Consider the following 21,321-nt stretch of genomic DNA (forward strand, 5'->3'; position numbering starts at 1 on the left):
TTTCAAATTGGATTGCGACTGAGTCCGCTTTTAGGTGTAGATTAGGAACTGCTGGAACCGCAGACATCTGCGGGCCGGGCAGGCAACCCGCACGCCCGGTTGCATCGAAGACCGTGTCCCGTGTGGGCACGAGCAGGAGGAACATAGTGACCACCCGCGTTGGCATCAACGGCTTCGGCCGCATTGGCCGTAACTTCTTCCGCGCCGCTCTCGAGCAGGGCGCGGATATCGAGATCGTTGCCGTTAACGACCTCACCGACAACAAGACCCTCGCTCACCTGCTGAAGTACGACTCGATCACGGGTCGCTTCCAGGGCGAGGTTTCCTACGACGACGAGGGCATCGTCGTCGACGGCAAGCACATCAAGGTGCTCGCGCAGCGTAACCCCGCCGACCTGCCCTGGGGCGAGCTCGGCGTCGAGGTTGTCGTTGAGTCGACCGGCTTCTTCACCGACGGCGAGAAGGCCAAGGCTCACCTCGACGGTGGCGCCAAGAAGGTCGTCATCTCCGCTCCCGCGAAGAACGTCGACGGCACCTTCGTCATGGGCGTGAACGAGGCTGACTACGACAACGCCACGATGAACATCGTGTCGAACGCCTCCTGCACGACCAACTGCCTCGCCCCCCTCGCCAAGGTTCTTGAGGAGAACTTCGGCATCGAGCGCGGCATCATGACCACCATCCACTCCTACACGGGTGACCAGCGCGTCCTCGACGCCCCCCACTCGGATCTGCGTCGCGCCCGCGCCGCGGCCCTGAACATGATCCCCACCAAGACCGGTGCTGCCCAGGCCGTCGCCCTGGTTCTGCCCGCGCTTGAGGGCAAGTTCGATGGCCTCGCCGTCCGCGTCCCCACCCCGACCGGCTCCCTGACCGACCTCACCTTCATCGCGAAGAACGAGGTGTCCGTCGAGGCCGTCAAGGCTGCCGTCAAGGCCGCCGCCGAGGGTAAGCTCAAGGGTGTTCTGAAGTACACCGAGGATCCGATCGTCTCCTCCGACATCGTGGGCGACCCGCACACCTCGATCTTCGACGCCACCGAGACCAAGGTTATCGGCAACCTCGTCAAGGTCCTGTCCTGGTACGACAACGAGTGGGGCTACTCGAACGCTCTCGTTCGCCTCACTGCCCTCATCGGCTCCAAGCTCGCCTGAGCACACAGCTGATACACCAGCCATGAGCTGATCAGCGAGATGCCCGTGCACGCTCGTGCACGGGCATCTCGTACATCGCCACCGCCTTCAGACCGAAAGGACTCCTCGTGAGGACCATCTCCACCCTGGGCGACCTGCGCGGCAAGCGCGTCCTCGTCCGCTCCGACTTCAACGTTCCGCTCAAGGACGGCGTCATCACCGACGACGGCCGGATCCGCGCGGCGCTGCCGACCCTCAAGACCCTCACCGACGCCGGTGCAAAGGTCGTCATCATGGCCCACCTTGGCCGCCCCAAGGGTCAGGTCGATCCCGCCTTCTCGCTGGCCCCCGTCGCCACGCGCCTCGCCGAACTGTCCGGCGTGAAGGTCACGCTGGCCTCCGACGTCGTTGGCCCGTCCGCCACCGAGACCGTCGCCGCCCTGGGTGAGGGAGAGATCGCCCTGCTCGAGAACGTCCGCTACGACGCTCGTGAGACCTCCAAGGTCGACGAAGAGCGCGAGGAACTTGCCCGCGAGTACGCCAAGCTCGGTGACGCGTTCGTCTCCGACGGCTTCGGCGTCGTCCACCGCAAGCAGGCCTCCGTCTACGACATCGCGAAGATCCTGCCCTCGGCCGCAGGCCTGCTCGTCCTCAAGGAGATCGAGTCCCTGTCCAAGGTCACCGGCGACCCCGAGCGCCCCTACGGCGTCGTCCTCGGCGGCTCCAAGGTCTCCGACAAGCTGGGCGTCATCGCCAACCTGCTGAAGAAGGCCGACATGCTCTTCATCGGCGGTGGCATGGCCTTCACCTTCCTGGCCGCTCAGGGCCACTCGGTGGGCAAGTCCCTGCTCGAGGAAGACCAGATCGAGACCGTCAAGGGCTACATCGCTGAGGCCGCCGAGCGCGGCGTCGATCTGGTGCTGCCTATCGACGTCGTCGTCGCCCCCGAGTTCGCGGCCGACGCGCCCGCGACCGTCGTCAAGGTCGACGCGATCCCCGACGACCAGATGGGTCTGGACATCGGCCCCGAGTCCGCGAAGCTCTTCGCCGACAAGCTGGCCACCGCGAAGACCGTGGCCTGGAACGGCCCCATGGGCGTCTTCGAATTCGACGCTTTCGCCGGCGGTACGCGCGCCGTCGCCGAGGCCCTCTCCACGGGCTCCATGTTCTCCGTCATCGGCGGCGGCGACTCCGCCGCTGCCGTGCGCCTGCTCGGCTTCGACGAGAACACCTTCTCCCACATTTCCACTGGTGGTGGCGCCTCCCTCGAGCTCCTCGAGGGCAAGGTTCTGCCCGGTATCGCAGTTCTGGAGGACTGACTCATGGCACGCACCCCCCTGATGGCCGGCAACTGGAAGATGAACCTCGATCACCTCGAGGCCAACCACCTCGTCCAGGGCCTGGAAATGGCCCTGTCCGACGCTGAGCACGACTACTCCAAGTGCGAGGTCCTCGTCATCCCGCCGTTCACCGACATCCGCACCGTCCAGACCATCGTCGATGCCGATGATCTCCAGATCAAGTACGGTGCCCAGGACGTCTCGATCCACGACAATGGCGCCTACACCGGCGAAATCTCCACCGAGATGCTCACCAAGCTCGGCGTCACCTACGTGGTCATGGGCCACTCCGAGCGCCGCGAGTACCACGGCGAGTCCGACGAGCTCGTCGGCGCCAAGGCCCGCAAGGTCTTCGACGCCGGCATGACCCCGATCCTGTGCTGCGGCGAGGCCCTCGAGGTTCGCAAGGCCGGCACCTACGTTGAGTTCGTGCTCGGCCAGATCCGCGCTGCGCTCGCCGGCTGGAAGCCCGAAGAGGTCGCCAAGATCGTCATCGCCTACGAGCCCATCTGGGCCATCGGCACCGGCGAAACCGCCTCCGCCGAGGACGCCCAGGAAGTGTGCGGCGCCATCCGCGCCGCCCTGGCCGAGGACTTCGGCGCCGAGACCGCCGAGTCCACCCGCATCCTCTACGGTGGCTCCGCCAAGCCGGACAACATCAAGGAGCTCATGGCTCAGCCCGACGTCGACGGCGGACTCGTCGGCGGCGCGTCCCTCAAGGCTGACTCCTTCGCCGCCATGGCGACGTTCTACGCCTGAGCAACGCTCGCGCGCCCACTCCTCCCAGCCACTGAAGCCAGGTCGGAGCGGACGCGAGGTGGGGCCAACCGGTGTGCCGGTTGGCCCCACCGGCATTCTCAGTTAGACTAAAGGTATATGTGCCCCGATCCGGGGCGAACTGCGATAGAAACTGGATTGACCGTGACCATTTTGAACAACGTCCTGATCGTGCTGATCTTCCTGACCAGCATCCTGCTGACCCTGACCGTCCTTATGCACAAGGGACAGGGCGGCGGTCTGTCGGACATGTTCGGTGGCGGCATCTCTTCGTCGGCCGGCTCCTCCGGTGTCGCCGAGCGTAACCTGAACCGCATCACGCTGGGTACGCTTCTCATCTGGCTGGTGTGCATCATCGGCTACGCGCTGCTTGCGAAGTTTGGCGCCTGACGCTAGCTCGCCTCTGAGATGGCTCTCCGCTTGTGAGCGGGGAGCCATTTTTTATCCGGCAACCCGTGTGGGGCCGTCTTCATGAAGAAGACGGCCCCACACGGTGACATTGCAGTATTACGCGAGCTTAATTCGCGCAGCCGCAGCCTCGTCAAGGTAAACGCGTGTCGTGGGGGAGAGGACGCCCGCGACCGGGAGGGTGAGGGGAGACGCGCCCGCAAAGGCTTGCCCGAGAGCATCCGCCTTCGCTGCACCCGCCGTCGTCAGCCACACCTCGCCGGACGCGCGCATAACTGGCATCGATACCGTGATGCGCTCGGGCGGGGGCTTCGGAGAATTGCGGATCGCCAGAATGGGGGAGGCCTCGTCCATGTCGACGCGTCCCGGAAAGAGTGAGCAGATGTGCCCGTCGGGGCCCATGCCGATCAGTGCGATGTCAAAGGAACCTTCTCCCATGAGCTCCCGCCACGTGTCGGCGAACGCTGCGGTCGCCTCGTCGAGGGAACCCGCGCCAGGAGCGGACGCATCCGAGGTCGGCATACGGATGAACTCGACGCCGGAGGCCGCGTGGAGGAAGCCCTCCCACGCCTGATCGTCGTTGCGATCCTCGTTGCCGGCGGGCACATAACGCTCGTCGACAAGCCACGCGCGCACGCGGGACCAATCGACGTCGCCAACAAACGGAAGTAACGAGGGCAGCAGGCTCGTCGTGATTGCGCCCCCAGAGATGGCCACGTTGACGCGTGAGTCAGCTCCAGCCTCGTCGATAAGCGTGCTCAGACGAGCGAGGAACGCACGGCCGACAGCCTCGTTCAGGTCCTCGACGGTTGGGTAGACCTCAAGCGTGTGAACAGTCACCATCGTCACTCACTCTCGGAGCAAGCAGCTAGCCGCGGGAGTTCCTTGGTGAGGAGCTCTCCGTAGTAGACATCCGGATCCATGCGCCGCAGATCCTCCATGAGGGAGTCCTGCACGGAGCGACGCGCGAGGTTCACGGAGCGATCCTCAAGGCCCGGGCGCGATAGGCACGCGACCGACGAGGATGCGCTACGCGACAGCGAGACGGTCGTGTCGTCGTCGAAGAAGAACGTGATGTCCGTGATTGTGAGGGCCTCGGGATCCACGACTCGCTCGACGGGCACGCCCAGCTGGTGATGCAGCCACGCTGCCACGAGGAAGGGCGAGGGGTGCGTCGCGTTACCCGCGACGCGGATCGACGCCGGCAGGCGGTCAAAGTCCTCGGCGACAGCCGCGAGCAGCGCGCGCCACAGCGTGACGCCGGCCCACGCGAGATCAGTGTCGCCGGGGGTGTAGACGGCCGAGAGGGCCGACAGGGTATCCATGGGGCATTCGGTTGCGCGCGAATCGGTGATGCGCTTGACCGCGAGGCGACCAAGTGGGTGTGCGCCCGGGTTCTGCGGGGGAACGACCGGCCAGTACGTGACGACCGGCGTATCCGACTGGAGAAGCGGCATGACGAGTGAGTCGATGTTCGACGCGGCCTCACCGCGAGGCTCAAGGATGATGATGTCGGACAGGCCCGCTGCGTCGCCGACGCGGATCTGCGCGTTCAGACGAGCCGTGCCCTCGGTGGACTCGGGCTCGACGATGACGATCACCCGGCAGGGATGCTCGCGCGAGACCGCGTCGGAGACCTCGATCGCGTTGTCGACGTCGATGAGGTCGGGCACGCAGATGAGCAGCGTGAGGACACGGCTCAGCGCGGCGGAACCGCGCTCGTCGCGCAGCTCCACGATGCGGGAGGCGACCTCGGCCGACGTGGTGTTCTTCAGGGTGATGATCACGGGAGCCTCCAGAAACGGCCGTCGCGGGCCAGCATGTCGTGCGCGGATTGGGGACCCCACGTGCCGGGCGCGTAGGGCTCGGGCTGACCCTGGGTCTCCCAGAAGGACAGGATCGGGTCGAGAATCTTCCACGAGGCCTCGACCTCACGCTGGTGCGGGAACAGGGGAGCTGAGCCGACGAGCGCGTCCAGGATGAGGCGCTCGTAGGCCTCGGGCGAGTCCTCGGTGAATGCGTGGCCGTAGGCGAAGTCCATGGTCACGTCACGCACCTGCATGGAAGTGCCCGGAACCTTCGCACCAAGCTTGAGGGTCAGGCCCTCGTCCGGCTGGACGCGAATAACGAGCGCGTTCTGACCCGACTCACTGAGGTCGGAGTTGCCGAAGGGCACGTGGGCCGAACGCTTGAAGATGACAGCGATCTCGGTGACGCGCTTGCCGAGGCGCTTGCCTGCGCGCAGGTAGAAGGGCACGCCCGCCCAGCGGCGCGTGTCCACGAAGAGCTTGATAGCGGCGAAGGTCTCGGTGGTCGAGTCGGCCGGAATGCCGTCCTCCTCAAGGTAACCGCGCACCTGATCGCCGCCCTGCCAGCCGCCGGCGTACTGCCCGCGCGCCGTATCGATGGCCAGATCCTCGGGCAGGCGCACTGCGGAAAGCACCTTCTCCTTCTCCGCCCGGATTTCCTCGGGTGTGAAGTGGACGGGCTCCTCCATGGCGGTCAACGCCATGAGCTGAAGCAGGTGATTCTGGATGATGTCGCGGGCCGCGCCGATGCCGTCGTAGTAGCCCGCGCGTGTTCCGATGCCGATGTCCTCGGCCATCGTGATCTGTACGGAATCGACGTAGTTCGCCTTCCACAGCGGCTCGAACATCGCGTTCGCGAAGCGCATCGCCATGATGTTCTGGACGGTTTCCTTGCCCAGGTAGTGGTCGATGCGGAAGACGTCCTGCTCGTCGAAGATCTGCGAGATGACGTCGGAGAGCTCTTGCGCGGACTCAAGGTCGTGTCCGAAAGGCTTCTCGATGATGACGCGACGCCATTCGCGGCCCTGACGCTTGTTGAGGCCTGTGTCGGACAGGTGCTTGGCCACGACCGGGAAGTATGAGGGTGGAATCGACAGGTAGAACGCGTGGTTGCCGCCGGTGCCGCGCGAGTGGTCGAGCTCGGCGACGGTGTCGGCCAGCTGGCGGTAGGCATCGGGGTCGTCGAAGGTGCCCGAGACGAAGCGCAGTCCCGAACGCAGCTGGTTCCAGGTTCCCTCGTTGAAGCCGGTGCGGGTGTGCGCCTCGATGGAGGCGCGCACGTATTCCTCGAAGTCCTGCGGGCTCCAGTCGCGGCGCGCAAAGCCGGTGAGCGAGAACGCCGGGTGGAGCAAACCACGGTTGGCGAGGTCGTAGATCGCGGGAAGGAGCTTCTTGCGCGCGAGGTCGCCCGTGATGCCGAAGATGACGAGGCCACACGGTGGGGAGATGCGCGGAAGCCTGCGATCCTGGGGATCGCGCAGGGTGGGGATCTCGTTGGTCACGAGTGGTCGCTCCGTTCGCTAGGGGGAAGGACGAGGCCGTGGTCCGAACGCTTTGCCCCAGGGGGAAATGGAACGGGACCGAGGACCCACACATGTGTAACAGAATAGGGCTGCTGGCACGCCCTCGCGCGCCAGCAGCCCTATCTTCAGTTCAGCTGACTATAAAGTCACGAACGAGCGGCATCGATGGATTCCTTCGCGGCTGCGGCCACGTGCTCGGCGTCGATGCCGTACTCCTTGAAGAGAAGTTCGCCCGGCGCGGAGGCGCCGAAGTGCTCGATGGAGACCGCGCGGCCGGCGTCGCCGATCCAGCGGTACCACGGCAGGGCGATACCGGCCTCGACGGAGACGCGAGCGCGCACCGACGGGGGCAGGACGGAGTCGCGGTACTCGCGGTCCTGGGCCTCGAACCAGTCGAGGCAGGGCACGGACACGACACGGGCAGCGATGCCGTCGGCGGCCAGGGCCTCGCGTGCGTCGAGGGCGACGGAAACTTCGGAGCCGGAGGCCAGCAGGATCACATCGGGCGTACCTTCGGTGTCGGCCAGGACGTAGGCGCCGCGCGCCAGGTCCTCGGTGGTGGCCAGGCCGGTGCCTTCGCCACGTGCCGGGTTGGGCAGGTTCTGGCGCGACAGGATGATGGCGGCCGGGTGGGACTGCTCGAGGATGGCCTTCCAGGACGCGGCCGTCTCGGCGGCGTCAGCGGGGCGCACGACAGCGAAGTTCGGAATTGCGCGGTAGGAGGCTAGGTGCTCGATCGGCTGGTGGGTCGGGCCGTCCTCGCCCACGCCGATGGAGTCGTGGGTCCACACGTAGGTGACGGGCAGATCCATGAGGGCGGCAAGGCGCACGGCGCCGCGCATGAAGTCGGAGAACACGAAGAATGTGCCGCCGTAAGCGCGGGTGAAGCCGTCGGCGGCGATGCCGTTAAGGGCGGCACCCATCGCGAACTCACGCACGCCGAAGTGGAGGTTGCGGCCGAACTCGTCGCCGCTGAATGACGAGGAGGAACGGTGCGCGGGCAGGAACGAGGGCTCACCCTTCAGGAAAGTGTTGTTCGAGCCGGCGAGGTCGGCGGAGCCACCCCACAGCTCGGGCAGGACGGGGGCGATCGCGTTGAGGACCTGGCCGGAGGCGGCGCGGGTCGCGATAGCCTTGCCCTCTTCGAAGGTGGGCAGCGCGGCTTCCCAGCCCTCGGGGAGGCGGCCTGCCAGGAGACGCTCGAGCAGGGCAGCCTGCTCGGGGTGAGCGGCCTTCCAGGCCTCGAAGCGTGCGTCCCAGTCCTTACGGTACTCGGCGGCACGGGCGGCGGCGCGGGCGCGGACCTCGTCCACGATCGCGGCGTCAGCGTCGAACATCTTCTCGGGGTCGGCGCCCAGGGCTTCCTTCAGTCCCTTGAGGGCCTCGGAGCCGAGCTTGGAGCCGTGGATGCCACCGGTGTTCTGCTTGCCGGGGGTCGGCCAGCCGATGATGGTGCGCAGCGCGATGAGCGAGGGCTTCTTCGTCTCGGCCTGAGCGGCGTCGAGGGCGTCGTTCAGGGCAGCGGTGTTCTCCTCGTAGGAGCCGTCCTCGCTGAGCCAGTCGACGCGCTGGACGTGCCAGCCGTAGGCCTCGTAGCGGGCCAGGACGTCTTCGTTGAAGGCGATCGAGGTGTCGTCTTCGATGGAGATGTGGTTGTCGTCCCAGATGACGGTGATGTTGCCCAGCTCCTGGGTGCCCGCGAGGGACGAAGCCTCGGCGGAGACGCCTTCCTCGAAGCAGCCGTCGCCGGCGATGACGTAGACGTTGTGATCGAAGACGGACTCGCCGAGCGGGGTCTCGGGATCGAGCAGGCCGTGGACGCGGCGGGCGTTCATGGCGAAGCCGACGGCGGAGGCGATGCCGGTACCCAGCGGGCCGGTGGTGATCTCAACGCCCTTGGTGTGGCCGTACTCGGGGTGGCCCGGGGTCAGGGAGCCGGCGGTGCGCAGCGTCTTGATGTCGTCGAGTTCGAGACCGAAGCCGGACAGGTAGAGCTGGACGTACTGGGTCAGCGACGAGTGGCCGGCCGAGAGGATGAAGCGGTCGCGACCGATCCAGCGCGGGTCGGCCGGGTCGACGTTCATGACCTTGTTGTAGAGGAGGTAGGCGGCGGGGGCGAGCGAGATGGCGGTGCCGGGGTGGCCCGATCCGGCCTGCTCGACGGCGTCGGCGGCGAGGAGCTTGGCGGTCTTGACCGCTTCGTCATCGATGTGATCCCAGTGTAGTGACACGTTGGTCTCCAGTTGTTGGGCCCCTGCATTGGGGCGGAAATGGTTTACCGCGTCACAGTCTAGCGAAAATGTGCGCATGCCGATAGCGCTCACGCACATATGTTGCACAGTCGCTTACCCTGTCACCATGACATCCCTCGAAGCTCTCGTTCGCGACTGGGTGGACTATCTGCGCGTCGAGAAGGGGGCGTCTGCGCATACAGTTTCAAACTATCGCCGTGACGTCGCCCGCTACGCGTTTGACATGAAGAGTCGAGGCAAAGTTAACGTCGAAGACATCAGTCCCAGGGACATCGAGGACTACACGATGCGTCTGGCATCTGGGCAGGTCACAGGAACTCCGGCGGCAGCATCGTCGGTGGCGCGCGCGTCGGCGGCGATCCGGGGACTCCATAAGTACGCGCTGACCGAGGGGGCGGTCGGAACTGATGCAGCTGCGCAGCTACATGCCCCACGTCAGGGGCGACACCTCCCGAAGGCCCTGTCCGTCGACGAGGTGGGACGACTGCTGGACGCCGCCCACGCCGACGATTCTCCGATTGGCCTGCGCGATGCCGCCCTCCTCGAGCTCCTGTATGCGACGGGTGCCCGCGTCTCAGAGGCTGTGTCCCTCAGCGCTGACGACCTCGACCTGGATGGCGACGTTCCTGTCGTGCGCTTGTTCGGAAAAGGGCGCAAAGAGCGGGTTGTTCCCGTGGGGTCGTTCGCCGTGGACGCCCTCTACGCGTATCGGGTGCGCGCCCGCCCAGCGCTCGCCGCACGAGGCCGGGGATCCACCGCGTTTTTCCTGAACTCCCGGGGAGGCGCGCTGTCCCGGCAGAGCGCGTGGACCGCGATCCGGCGCGCGGCTGAGGCCGCGCAGCTGGGGGAGCGGGTGTCTCCGCATACGCTGCGGCACTCTTTTGCGACGCATCTGCTTGAGGGTGGCGCATCCGTGCGCGAGGTGCAGGAGCTTCTCGGGCACGCGTCGGTGGCGACGACTCAGATCTACACGCAGGTGACGGCCACCGTGCTGCGCGAAGTCTTTACGCTCTCGCACCCTCGGGCGCGTGGCACCGACGCATCCGCGCGGTGATGAATTAGGATGGGGGCGTGACCACGAACTCGCACCCTACGCTGACGCCCGACCTGCACGATGAGCCGGTCGATTTTCCCGTGCCCGCACCGCTGTCGGGGCATGGTCCCGCCCGTGTGATCGCTATGTGCAACCAGAAGGGTGGTGTCGGTAAGACGACGACCACCATCAACCTGGGCGCCGCGCTGGCTGAGTATGGTCGCCGTGTGCTGATCGTGGACTTCGACCCCCAGGGTGCTGCTTCTGTTGGCCTGGGCATCAATGCTCTCGACATGGAACAGACGATCTATACGCTGCTCATGAACCCGAAGGCGGACGTCAAAGCGACGATCTGCCACACGTCGACGGAGAACCTCGACATCATCCCCGCGAACATTGACCTGTCCGCGGCGGAGGTCCAGCTCGTCAACGAGGTTGCCCGCGAGAGCGCCCTGGCCCGCGTCCTGCGTCACGTCGAATCCGACTACGACGTGGTGCTGATCGACTGCCAGCCTTCCCTCGGCCTGCTAGCTGTCAATGCTCTCACGGCAGCTCACGGCGTCATCGTTCCGGTCGAGGCAGAGTTCTTCGCGCTGCGTGGCGTGGCCCTGCTGGTTGAGACAATCGAGACGGTGCGCGATCGCATCAACCCGCGCCTGAAGATTGACGGTATCGTCGCCACGATGGTCGACTCGCGCACGCTGCACTCGCGTGAGGTCCTCCAGCGCCTGCAGGAGGCTTTCGGCGATCTCGTGTTCGATACCCGTATCGGACGCACGATCAAGTTCCCGGATGCTTCTGTAGCCACCGAGCCGATCATCTCCTACGCTCCCAACCATGCGGGCGCTCACGCGTACCGTCGACTTGCGCGGGAAGTCATCGCCCGTGGCGACGCGGCCTGACAGTTTCGAGGTTCAAGGAGAGTTCGACCTCTTCGCGGTCTCGCTCCCGGTTTTTGAAGGTCCTTTCGATCTTCTCCTGTCGCTGATCGCGCGTAAGAAACTCGACATCACCGAGGTCGCGCTCGCGCAGGTGACCGACGAGTTCATCGCGTTTATGAAGGCGTCCCCGGATCTGTCGCGCACGACCGAATTCCTGGTTGTCGCGGCGACACTACTCGACATGAAGGCCGCGCATTTGCTGCCCAGTGTCGACGAGGAGGATAACGCGTCCGAGGCTGATCTGGAGGCCCGCGATCTTTTGTTTTCGCGGCTCCTGCAGTATCGGGCTTTCAAGGAAGCGGCGAAACACATCGACGCGCGGATGGGGGAGTACGGCTCGTATGTCGCCAGGGACGTGCCTCTCGAGCCGCATTTTGCGAGCCTCTTGCCCGAGCTCCGGTGGCTGACAACCCCCGAAGACCTTGCTCGTTTGGCTGCCGATGCCCTGTCATCGACGAATCCGACGGTTCAGGTCGCCCATCTGCACGATCCCGTTGTGCCCGTTCGCGTACAGGCTTTGCTCGTCTCATCGATGCTCGCCGAAGCAGGACGCATAACCTTCCATCAGCTCGTCGAGGATGCGCCCACGCGCGCCGTCGTCGTCTCTCGCTTCCTTGCGCTCTTGGAGCTCTACAGGCGCGGAGCCGTCGAGTTTGAGCAAGACGGGGCGCTTGGCACGCTGACGATTCAGTGGACTGACAGCGAGGGAAGTATCGACATCGACGTAGACGACTATACGGGTGCCGGTGCCGCGCACTCAGCCACGGCCTCGTCCCCGCACGTGGCCGCGATTGAGACGGAAGGAGAAGACGCCGATGAGTGAGAACACGCTGCGCGGTGCGATCGAGGCGATTCTGATGGTCGCCTCGGAGCCGGTTGCCGCGTCCGATCTCGCCGAGGTTCTCGGCGCAAGCACTGCGGACATCGAACAGCACATGCGCGCTCTCGCCGCCGAGTACCTCGGCGAAGGACAGGAACGCCCGCGTGGTTTCGAGCTGCGCGAAGTGGCGGGCGGCTGGCGCATCTATTCCGCACGGGCATACGCCGACGTGGTCGGGCGCTTTGTCGTCGGCTCCTCGCACGCGCGCCTGTCTCAGGCTGCTCTTGAAACGCTGGCGGTCATTGCCTACCGTCAGCCCATATCGAGGGCGCGAATCTGCCGTATTCGTGGGGTGAACGTGGACGGCGTCGTGCGCACGCTGCTCGCCCGAGGCCTCGTGGAAGAGACGGGACTGACACCGTCTGGCGCGCGCCTGTACGGGACGACCGGTGAATTTCTTGAGAAAATGGGATTAACGAGCCTGTCGGAGCTGGTACCGTTGGCACCCTACCTGCCAGACGCCGACGCGCTGGAGGAATTGGAGGAAGAACTATGAGGGCTAATCCCTACACAGAGGGTGGAGTGCGCCTGCAGAAGGTGCTCGCCCAGGCTGGCGTCGCATCCAGGCGCGCGTCCGAACAGATGATCGCCGACGGCCGCGTGAGCGTCGATGGAACCGTGGTACGTAACCAGGGCGTGCGCGTGGATCCAACCAAGCAGGTCATTCACGTGGATGGCGAGCGTCTGATCCTGGATGAGACGAAGCACATCGTCCTGGCCGTGAACAAGCCGATTGGGACGGTGTCCACGATGAGCGACCCGGAGGGACGCCCGACGATCGCCGACCTGATCGCCGACTACCCCGAGCGTCTCTACCATGTCGGGCGCCTCGATATCGACACGTCCGGCCTGCTGCTGCTGACGAATGACGGCGAGCTGGCGAACCGTCTGACCCATCCCAAATACGAGATCCGCAAGACCTACGTGGCACGCCTACACGGCGAGGTCAAGCCCGGCGTCAAGCGCACCCTCATGAACGGCATCGAGCTGGAGGATGGCCCGATCAAGGTTGACTCCTTCCGCATCGTTGACACCTACGGCGATATCACGACCGTCGAGATCGTCGTGCACGAAGGCCGCAACCGCCTTGTGCGCCGCATGATGGAGGCTGTCGGCTACCCGGTGCGCGAGCTCGTCCGTACGGGCTTCGGTCCGATCTCTCTCGACCATCTCAAGCAGGGGACGACCCGCCGCGTGAAGGGCAACGCGCTGAGCGCACTGTACGGGGCCGTCGGACTGTGAACACCTCGGACGGCGTCGGCGCGCGCGTTGTGCAAACAGCGGGCCCGGTCCTCATCATCGGATCGGGTCTGCTGGGTGCGTCCCTGGGCCTCGCGCTGCGGGCCGGGGGAGTGCGCGTTTATCTCGAAGATGCCTCGCCAACCTCTTTGCACCTGGCCTCCGACGTGGGCGCTGGGCAGTCATTCGGCGACGTTCTCGCCGAGGCCGGGGTGCGCCCTCGCGAGTGTGGCTCGGATACGCCTTCCTATCAGGCGCCGTCCATCGTTGTCGTCGCGACGCCTCCGGACGTCGCGGACCGTGTGATCGTCGAATCGCTGCTGCGTTTCCCCGACGCGATCGTCACCGATGTTGCCTCCGTGAAGGACGCGGTTGTAGCCGATGTGCTGCGCGGCTTGGAGCGTGAGGGACGTCTCGAGGAAGCCTCGCGTTACGTCGGTTCGCATCCCATGGCAGGTCGTGAGCGCAGCGGTGCGGGTGCCGCAGATGCCGATCTGTTCTACGGACGTCCGTGGGTGATCGTTGCGCATGAGTCGACGTGGCCGCGCGCGGTGCTTGTGGCTCGCGCGCTGGCAACGGACGTCGGAGCCGTACCCCTTGAGATGAATGCGGGCACGCATGACTACGCTGTCGCTCTCGTGTCGCATGTACCTCAGCTGGTGTCGTCGATGCTCGCTGCGCGCCTTGTTGACGCACCGGCTCAGGCGCTCGGGCTTGCGGGACAGGGGCTTCGAGATACTGCCCGCATTGCGGCCTCCGATCCGCGCCTGTGGACAGCGATTTTGGCCGGCAACGCCGGTCCGGTCGCAGACATCCTGCGGGAGCTACGCACCGACCTCGATGACTTGCTGACGCATCTCGACGCGGCTGCCGAACTTGGCCCCCTGCGCGGCGGTTCTGTGGGCGCGATCAATCGGGTCATGACCGCAGGTAATCAAGGCGTCGCGCGCATTCCCGGCAAGCACGGTGGTGCTCCTTCTCGGTATCGCGAGATCGAAGTGCTCATCCCCGACGAGCCGGGTGCTCTCGGTAGGCTCTTCAGCGAGCTCGGCGAGGCGGGTATTAACATCGAAGACTTGGTTCTGGAACACTCTGCGGGCGCACAGGCAGGCGTCGCCCGCGTCATGATTGACCCGGCGGTCGTTGACCGCGCTGTCGCCGACCTGCAACAGCGGGGATGGCGACTTATCACCCACTAAACGACCTCGGTGAGGAGAACGTTTTGATGAACGATACGCAGCGTCGAGACGCGATTTCCCGCGTCGGCATCACGATTGCCATCGATGGGCCGGCCGGTTCGGGCAAGTCCACGGTCTCGAAGGCTCTGGCGACCCGTCTGGGCATTGGGTACTTGGACACGGGCGCCATGTACCGTGCGCTCACGTGGTATTGCCTGGATGAAGGCATCGATCTGGAGGATACGGCTGCTGTAGCAGATGCTGCGGATCGTATGCCGCTGCGCCTCGTCTCGGATCCTTCGGATCCGCACGTGTGGATCGGTGATTCAGAGATCACCCTTGAGATTCGCGAGCCGCGTATCGCCCTCGCGATTAAGCACATCTCGACGAACCTTGACGTGCGCGCGTGGATGGCGACGGAGCAGCGTCGCCGAATGATGGAGGCCCGTGAACAAGGCTCCGGCATGATCGCCGAGGGGCGTGATATCACGACCGTTGTCTGCCCCGATGCGGATGTTCGTGTTCTGTTGCTCGCCGATCAAGAGGCCCGTCTGCGTCGTCGGACGCTCGAACTCTACGGGGATGCCGCCGAGGAACACATGGAGATCGTGCGGGCCCAGGTCGAGGGCCGTGACAAGGCCGATTCGCAGGTCTCTGAGTTCATGGTGGCCGCCCCCGGTGTCGAGACCGTTGATTCCACGGGCCTCGACATCGAAGGCGTCTGCGAGGCGGTCCTCGCCTTTGTCGATCGTGATCTCGAGGTGCGCGACGCTTTGCGCTGAGGCAGCGTATCAATTCACGTGAGTGCCCCGTACCTTTCGGTACGGGGCACTCACGGTGGAGGGCTCAGAATCCTGTTCCGTAGGGTCCCTGGACGCCCTGCTGATGACCGTAGGTACCTGTGCCGTATGCCGGGGAGCCCGGCTGTGCCGCGTCCGCTGCGGTCCCGTATCCGGTTCCCGCGGTGCCGTATCCGGTTCCCGCGGTGCCGTATCCGGTTCCAGGGGTTCCGTAGTTGCTTCCTGTCACGCCGTACTGGGGGCCATTGGGGCCGTTGAATGCTGTTGGCGGGGTTGAGTTGCGCTGAGTGGCCTTGAAGATCGCGTAACGTACCAGGATTCCGCCACCAACGATGAGGATAGCCAGGATCCAGGAGATGATTGTGATGGTGGGATTGTGGGAGTGCGAGCGGATGCGGATGCGCTTCGTCGGTGCCGTCACGGGCTGGCTCTGTGCCCGCGTTCCTGCAGTGACGGCGGCAGGGTCATATGCGGGAGCGCTTGAGGACACGCTCACCATCGGGCTCGCCGCTGCAGGGGACCCCTGCGTGACGAATGTGGGTGCAATCAGGCCTGCGACTGCCAGAGCAAGGGTCGCCGCGACTGAGAGGAGGTATCGACTGTTCATCAAAAGAAGCTCTCGTGGATGCAAGGTATGCGGACGAAGGACAGTGTAGTCACCTTATGTGCGTCTAATCATCTGTTCCGGCTTCTGACACGTGGCTCGGGATTGAGCTGCATACCAGTTCGATCTGACGGCAGTGTGGCGCGGCGCACTGCGGTCGGCTTGCCTGACTTCGTCTAGGTGCGCTATAGTTCTACAGGTCGCCACGGCGATGAACTGAATACGGGCTGTGGCGCAGCTTGGTAGCGCACTTGACTGGGGGTCAAGGGGTCGTGGGTTCAAATCCCGCCAGCCCGACGAAAAAAACCGCGAGGACTTGCGCCTCGTGGTTTTTTGTATGCGTCGAACCCAATCTGAAGTGCCGATGATCAGTGGGGACCTCCGTCCCTGGTCCGTGGTATCGCCTCGCTTTGTAACCGAAATGTGACGCAGTATTTTGCGGTTTTATTTCGACTGGTAAACGCGGGTTTTCGGCTAATCTTTCACGTAATTTCGCAGGTAGAAGCGCCGGGATTTGCCCGTTGCAACGGACACATTTCCTTCAAGGACTGCAGTAAACTGTTTCACAGGTCGAAGTCGTCAACGGGGATGATTTCGACCTGCTTACTTATGCCGCCAGAGTGGTGGTCATGCGCGGTCGTGGCGCATTCGCTCGTCGTCCAGTGCACACACCGATATGCGCTTGAGCCGCGCGAGCTGGCCCGATGCACTGCCCCGGCCTCGTCCAATGAAGAACGAAGCCGGGGCAGTGCTCGCTGGAACGTTACGTGCGCTGTTAGCTAGTCGGATCCGCGTCGATCGCTCCCTGAATGTCGTTGAACAGCAGGTTCGAGATCTCGACCTGCACCATCTCCACCTTCGGCACGTCATGCAGCAGCAACGGGTCATCTGCGGAGGTCTGAAGGGCGAGGGTTCCGCAACCGAAAAAACGATCATCGAAGTTCTTCTCGATCTGAATGTCGGAGATGCGGCTGAGTGGCAGGTCGTGGCCGGTGCGCGTGAAGATGCCCGTGCGAGTGATCACTCGCTTCGTCGTGACCGTGTAGGTGGTCGACGACCACTTGATCCACGGAATGACGATGAGGGGGATAGACAGGACGAGTACGGCGATCCAGATGGTCGCGAGCGCCCAATAACGTGCGTTCTCGGGAACAAAGAACGAACCGACTGCAGCTGCGATCACGAGGATCGACTCAATGTTGATCGCGGGCAGCAGGGTCTTGATGTGCGTGTGCATGTGGCGGACGACAACCTCGTCCTGACTGAGAAGCTTTTTCGACAATGACATGGCACCATCATGCCAGATCTTGGGCGTACGTGAGCGCGCCCGCCATGGGGGGTGTGCTCCTCATCGAGGCCTGCGGTGCGTTCCCACGATATCGGTATTGACGATGCCGATCGCCGCCATCAGTGCGAGCATCGTCGTGGGACCCACGAAGCAAAAACCAAGGCTCTTGAGGTTGGCTGCGAGAGCTACAGATTCTGGCAGCTGCGTGGGTACCTCGTCCTTCGAACGCGGAAGCGGATTGAGCGTCGGCCGATACGACCAGACCAGTTCGCCCAGATGTGACGGGCCGTCTGCCGTGGGAGAATCGTTCCTCATCGCAACCGTCGCGCGAGCGTTGCTGATCGCCGCCTCGATCTTGCGGCGATTATGAATAATCCCGGGTGTGCTCACGAGGCAATCGACATCCTCCTCAGTGAAGGCGGCGACGCGATCGGGAATGAATCCTTCGAAGGCCGCACGGAACGCCTCGCGTTTTGCCAGGACCGTGCGCCATGAGAGACCAGCCTGGAAACCCTCCAAGACGAGACGTTCGAAGACGCCGGCCTCGTCGTGGACGGGCAGCCCCCATTCGGTGTCGTAGTAACTGCGTAACAGCGCGTCATGGGAGGCCCACGTAGGCCGGACGAGTCCGTCATCGCACAGGGTGAGGCCCGAGGCTAGGGGAGCAACTGTGGATTGGGTGAGTGTTGTGTCCATGTGTCGATCCTGCGCGCCCAGCGTTCAACGGTCAAGGGCATCCGCGACGCCTGTGGATAACGGCGCCGTGCTAAACGACCCTGTGGATACACGCCGGGGGAGTGCAGGTACGGGTGTGGCCCGCCTCCTGGGGAAGCGGGCCACGAGTCGGAGCGACCTTACCTGCGTCGTTTCTCGCGCACACGCACCGAAATCTGAATCGGCGTTCCGGCGAAGCCGAAAGTCTCGCGCAGTCGGCGTTCGATGAAGCGGCGGTAACCGGGGTCGAGGAATCCCGTCGTGAAGAGCACGAAGCGCGGGGGCTTGCTCGAGGCCTGGGTGCCAAAGAGAATGCGGGGCTGCTTACCGCCACGCAGTGGGTGGGGGTGTGCGGCAACGAGCTGACCGAGGAAGGCGTTGAGCTGTCCGGTCGGGATACGGGTCTCCCAGCCTTCGAGCGCAGTGTCGAGGGCGCGCACGATGCGGTTTGTGTGCCAGCCGGTCTTCGCGGCCAGGTTGATGCGCGGCGCCCACTGGATCTGAACCAGCTCGCGCTCGAGCTCGTTCTTGATCTCCTTCTGGCGGTCTTCGTCGACGAGATCCCACTTGTTGGTGACGACGACGAGCGCCCGGCCCGCGTCGATGACCTGCTGGACGACTCGCACGTCCTGCTCGGTCAGCGGCGTCGAACCGTCGATGAGGACGAGGGCAACCTCGGCCTTCTCGATCGCGGCCTGAGTACGGATGGAGGCGTAGTAGTCGGCGCCTGTCGTCCGGTGCATCTTGCGGCGGATACCCGCGGTGTCGACGAACCACCACGAGCGGCCATCGAGCTCGATGAGCTCATCGACGGGGTCACGTGTGGTGCCGGCGAGTTCGTTGACGACGACGCGCTCGCCGCCGGCCAGCGCGTTCAGCAGGGACGACTTGCCAACGTTGGGGCGACCGACGAGGGCGACGCGACGCGGGCCGCCGGACGGCAGCGCCGAGGCAACGGCTGACTCGGTCGGCAGGACCTCCATGACGACGTCGAGGAGATCACCGGTGCCACGTCCATGCAGGGCGGAAATGGGGTGGGGCTCGCCCAGGCCAAGGCTCCACAGGTAGGCAGCGTCGGCCTCCTGCAGGGGAGAGTCCACCTTGTTAGCGGCCAGGATGATCGGCTTTTTCTTGGCACGCAGCATCTCCACGATGCGCTCGTCCGAGGCTGTGACGCCGACGGTCGCGTCCAGGACGAGAACGACAGCATCAGCCAGGTCGACGGCGATCTCCGCCTGCTCGGCGACAGAACGATCCAAACCCTTGACGTCGATCTCCCAGCCGCCAGTGTCGACGAGCGTGAAGTCGCGACCCGCCCATTCGGCGGGGTATGAGACGCGATCGCGGGTGACGCCCGGTGTGTCCTGCACGACCGCCTCGCGGCGACCAAGGATGCGGTTGACCAGCGTGGACTTGCCGACGTTGGGACGGCCGACGACTGCAAGAACGGGCAGTCCGGCTGCGACGTCGTCAGAGTCCGCGAGCGCAGACTCGCCGGCCAGGAGCGCCAGGTCCTCCTCGTCCAAGTCGAATTGGTCGAGGTTTGCGCGCATGAGACGGGCGCGAGCCTCGGTCTCTTCGTCGCTCAGTTCGATCGCGTCCGGCGCTGCTCCGGCTGCATCGGCGATGTAGTTCTCGGCCGCGTCCGCGTCGAATTCGGCGGTCGCGTCGGGCTGGTTGTCAAAGTCATTCACCCGCCCAGTCTACGGTGTGGCGCGCCGCAAAGGCCCGATGGGAGCCCCTGCGGCGCGCCAGTTCACAGCTTCGCAGCGTTTATTCGTGCGAGCGCACGTCGCCCGCGAGGACCTCGGCGGCGACGGGCACGTCGTTGTATCGGTGGTGGATGCCTTGGACTTCCTGGTACCATTCGGCGCCCTTACCGGTGATGATGACGGTGTCGCCGGGCTCAGCTGCGAGGATCGCACGTCGTACGGCGTCGCGGCGGCAGGTTGTTACCTCGGTGACGTCTTCCATGCCCGGACGCACGGATGCGATGCCGCGCAGCAGGTAATCGCGGATTTCCTGCGGGACCTCGGTGCGCGGGTTCTCATCCGTCACCCATAGCACGTCGGCCTCACGCGCGGCGATCTGCGCGAGGTGTTCACGCTTGGTGGCATCGCGATCGCCGTCCGTTCCAAAGACGACGACAACACGGCCGGAGGTCAGCTCGCGGGTTGAGCGTAGTGTCCATTCGAGGGCTTCGGGCGTATGCGCGTAGTCGACGATGACGAGCGGCTGACCGCCGGGCGTTGGGTTGACCTTCTCCATGCGTCCCGGGATCTGGGGAGCATCCTCGATCGCCGAGATCACATCTGCAAGGTCGATGCCGAGGCTCACTGCGCTGACGATCGCGACGGCGGTGTTCTGAATATTGACCTCACCAAGGATCGGCATAGCGACGCGGTGCCCGGTTCCCGATGGATCGACGAGGGTGAACACGGTGCGTCCGATCGTCTGATCGGGCGTGACATCTCGGACCTGCCAGTCGGCGGTCTCCTCGGTCAGCGCGGACACCGTCGTGACCGGCACGGTCGCCTGCTGCGCGAGGCGGCGACCCCATTCGTCATCCACGCAGACGACGCCGTGGCGGGAATGCTCGGGGGTGAACAGGAGTGCCTTCGCCTGGAAGTAGTTCTCCATGTCACCGTAATAGTCGAGGTGGTCATGCTGCAGGTTCGTAAACGCGGCAACGTCGAAGACGATGCCGTCGACGCGGTGCAGGGAGAGTGCGTGTGCGGACAGTTCGATGACACCCGCGCCGCACTCGTACTGTTCGGTGGCCGCCAGGAAGCGTGCGACGACGGGAGCCTCGGCGGTCGTACGCACGGCCTCGAACGAAATGGGGCCAACGTGCGTTTCCACGGTTCCGCACAGCGATGCGTTGGGGAATCGTGAGGCGATGGCAGCGCGCATCAGGTAGGAGGTTGTCGTCTTCCCATTCGTGCCAGTCACTGCCATCGTCGTGAGGCGAGTGGCGGGAAATGCGTAGATATTCGCGCACAGCTGCGGAACGATGGCGCGCGGGTCGGCCACCTGAATGACGGGCACGCCCAGGCCTCGTTCGAATGCCTGAGCACGGCCGTCCTCGTCTGTGAGAACGACGCTCGCCCCGGCCTCGATCGCCGCGTGCGCGAAACGAATACCGTGCTGCTTAAGGCCCGGAATTGCGACGAACAGCCAGTCGGACTCGCAATCGTCGGACGACACGGTGATACCGCGCAGGCTGAGGGGGGACTCGGCGATCTGCGCGAGCTGGCCGTCGGCGGCGTAGAACCCCTGGATGTCCAGGCCCGCCAGGGCAGCCTTCAACGAGACCGGTGCGATCGTGGGACGAATATCAGTCACTGAAGTCATGGGTCTACTCTAGTTCGTCGCGACGGCGGCGCGCGCCACACATACCGGC

The 21,321-nt window shown here is 64.8% G+C and carries 20 protein-coding genes and 1 tRNA gene; 12 read left to right on the forward strand and 9 right to left on the reverse strand.

Annotation, left to right across the window (positions count from 1 at the left end):
• The first annotated feature begins 146 nt into the window (after positions 1 to 146).
• The 4 genes from gap (at position 147) to secG (ending at position 3,640) form a co-directional block, all read left to right on the forward strand.
• On the forward strand, positions 147 to 1,154 hold the full coding sequence (gene gap, locus FOC40_RS05955; protein WP_039929780.1) for a type I glyceraldehyde-3-phosphate dehydrogenase: 1,008 nt from the start codon (positions 147 to 149) through the stop codon (positions 1,152 to 1,154).
• Between the two features lie 107 nt (positions 1,155 to 1,261).
• Positions 1,262 to 2,452: a phosphoglycerate kinase gene (locus FOC40_RS05960; protein WP_003796639.1), complete on the forward strand. Its 1,191-nt coding sequence runs from the start codon at positions 1,262 to 1,264 to the stop codon at positions 2,450 to 2,452.
• A 3-nt stretch (positions 2,453 to 2,455) separates the two neighbouring features.
• Positions 2,456 to 3,232 (forward strand): triose-phosphate isomerase, encoded by a 777-nt coding sequence (tpiA, locus tag FOC40_RS05965; protein ID WP_003796642.1) that lies wholly within the window; start codon positions 2,456 to 2,458, stop codon positions 3,230 to 3,232.
• A 162-nt stretch (positions 3,233 to 3,394) separates the two neighbouring features.
• Entirely contained in the window at positions 3,395 to 3,640 is a 246-nt protein-coding gene (gene secG / locus FOC40_RS05970; RefSeq protein ID WP_009054898.1) for a preprotein translocase subunit SecG, read from the forward strand.
• Positions 3,641 to 3,757: 117 nt separating this feature from the next.
• On the opposite strand, the gene pgl is transcribed toward secG, so the two are convergent.
• The 4 genes from pgl to tkt all read right to left on the reverse strand — a co-directional run bounded on the left by pgl (position 3,758) and on the right by tkt (position 9,220).
• A complete protein-coding gene (pgl, locus tag FOC40_RS05975) occupies positions 3,758 to 4,501 on the reverse strand; it encodes a 6-phosphogluconolactonase (protein ID WP_003796644.1) in 744 nt (247 codons plus the stop codon).
• Between the two features lie 2 nt (positions 4,502 to 4,503).
• Positions 4,504 to 5,445, reverse strand: coding sequence for a glucose-6-phosphate dehydrogenase assembly protein OpcA (locus FOC40_RS05980; protein ID WP_003796646.1), 942 nt, complete (start codon positions 5,443 to 5,445; stop codon positions 4,504 to 4,506).
• Positions 5,442 to 6,968 carry a glucose-6-phosphate dehydrogenase gene (zwf, locus tag FOC40_RS05985; RefSeq protein ID WP_003796649.1) on the reverse strand — a complete coding sequence of 509 codons (1,527 nt, stop codon included), beginning with the start codon at positions 6,966 to 6,968 and terminating at the stop codon, positions 5,442 to 5,444. Before zwf ends, FOC40_RS05980 begins: the two co-directional genes overlap by 4 nt.
• 167 nt (positions 6,969 to 7,135) lie before the next feature.
• Positions 7,136 to 9,220: a transketolase gene (gene tkt, locus FOC40_RS05990; protein WP_196773339.1), complete on the reverse strand. Its 2,085-nt coding sequence runs from the start codon at positions 9,218 to 9,220 to the stop codon at positions 7,136 to 7,138.
• A gap of 127 nt (positions 9,221 to 9,347) precedes the next feature.
• Here tkt and FOC40_RS05995 point away from each other — a divergent pair, with 127 nt between their 5' ends.
• From FOC40_RS05995 to cmk, 7 genes are read left to right on the forward strand one after another with little or no spacing between them, the layout of a single operon-like run.
• Entirely contained in the window at positions 9,348 to 10,295 is a 948-nt protein-coding gene (locus FOC40_RS05995) for a site-specific tyrosine recombinase XerD (protein WP_003796653.1), read from the forward strand.
• 17 nt (positions 10,296 to 10,312) lie between these two features.
• Positions 10,313 to 11,176, forward strand: coding sequence for a ParA family protein (locus tag FOC40_RS06000; RefSeq protein ID WP_039929781.1), 864 nt, complete (start codon positions 10,313 to 10,315; stop codon positions 11,174 to 11,176).
• The gene (locus tag FOC40_RS06005) at positions 11,160 to 12,038 is read left to right on the forward strand and encodes a segregation and condensation protein A (protein WP_003796657.1); all 879 of its coding nucleotides are present in this window, start codon (positions 11,160 to 11,162) and stop codon (positions 12,036 to 12,038) included. The genes FOC40_RS06000 and FOC40_RS06005 overlap by 17 nt, the downstream gene beginning before the upstream one ends.
• On the forward strand, positions 12,031 to 12,591 hold the full coding sequence (gene scpB / locus FOC40_RS06010) for an SMC-Scp complex subunit ScpB (protein ID WP_003796659.1): 561 nt from the start codon (positions 12,031 to 12,033) through the stop codon (positions 12,589 to 12,591). Before FOC40_RS06005 ends, scpB begins: the two co-directional genes overlap by 8 nt.
• Positions 12,588 to 13,337, forward strand: coding sequence for a pseudouridine synthase (locus tag FOC40_RS06015; protein WP_003796661.1), 750 nt, complete (start codon positions 12,588 to 12,590; stop codon positions 13,335 to 13,337). Before scpB ends, FOC40_RS06015 begins: the two co-directional genes overlap by 4 nt.
• Positions 13,334 to 14,533: a prephenate dehydrogenase gene (locus FOC40_RS06020; RefSeq protein ID WP_003796663.1), complete on the forward strand. Its 1,200-nt coding sequence runs from the start codon at positions 13,334 to 13,336 to the stop codon at positions 14,531 to 14,533. The genes FOC40_RS06015 and FOC40_RS06020 overlap by 4 nt, the downstream gene beginning before the upstream one ends.
• A 26-nt stretch (positions 14,534 to 14,559) precedes the next feature.
• On the forward strand, positions 14,560 to 15,294 hold the full coding sequence (gene cmk, locus FOC40_RS06025; RefSeq protein WP_039929782.1) for a (d)CMP kinase: 735 nt from the start codon (positions 14,560 to 14,562) through the stop codon (positions 15,292 to 15,294).
• 64 nt (positions 15,295 to 15,358) lie between these two features.
• Here the strand turns inward: cmk and FOC40_RS06030 are convergent, their stop codons facing one another.
• Positions 15,359 to 15,919 (reverse strand): hypothetical protein, encoded by a 561-nt coding sequence (locus FOC40_RS06030; RefSeq protein ID WP_003796668.1) that lies wholly within the window; start codon positions 15,917 to 15,919, stop codon positions 15,359 to 15,361.
• A 220-nt stretch (positions 15,920 to 16,139) separates the two neighbouring features.
• Between FOC40_RS06030 and FOC40_RS06035 the strand changes: the two genes are divergently transcribed.
• A tRNA-Pro gene (locus FOC40_RS06035) sits at positions 16,140 to 16,213 on the forward strand.
• Positions 16,214 to 16,691: 478 nt separating this feature from the next.
• Here the strand turns inward: FOC40_RS06035 and FOC40_RS06040 are convergent.
• From FOC40_RS06040 to FOC40_RS06055, 4 genes are all read right to left on the reverse strand, one after another.
• On the reverse strand, positions 16,692 to 17,204 hold the full coding sequence (locus tag FOC40_RS06040; RefSeq protein ID WP_003796671.1) for a PH domain-containing protein: 513 nt from the start codon (positions 17,202 to 17,204) through the stop codon (positions 16,692 to 16,694).
• Positions 17,205 to 17,264: 60 nt separating this feature from the next.
• Complete coding sequence (locus FOC40_RS06045) at positions 17,265 to 17,900, reverse strand: DNA-3-methyladenine glycosylase I (protein WP_003796673.1); 636 nt, start codon at positions 17,898 to 17,900, stop codon at positions 17,265 to 17,267.
• A 158-nt stretch (positions 17,901 to 18,058) separates the two neighbouring features.
• A complete protein-coding gene (gene der, locus FOC40_RS06050) occupies positions 18,059 to 19,612 on the reverse strand; it encodes a ribosome biogenesis GTPase Der (RefSeq protein WP_003796674.1) in 1,554 nt (517 codons plus the stop codon).
• 79 nt (positions 19,613 to 19,691) lie between these two features.
• Positions 19,692 to 21,272, reverse strand: a complete 1,581-nt coding sequence (locus tag FOC40_RS06055) for a UDP-N-acetylmuramoyl-L-alanyl-D-glutamate--2,6-diaminopimelate ligase (protein WP_003796675.1) — start codon at positions 21,270 to 21,272, stop codon at positions 19,692 to 19,694.
• Between the last annotated feature and the right edge of the window lie 49 nt (positions 21,273 to 21,321).

It is taken from the genome of Schaalia odontolytica (assembly GCF_009730335.1).
GTDB classification, from domain to species: domain Bacteria; phylum Actinomycetota; class Actinomycetes; order Actinomycetales; family Actinomycetaceae; genus Pauljensenia; species Pauljensenia dentiphila.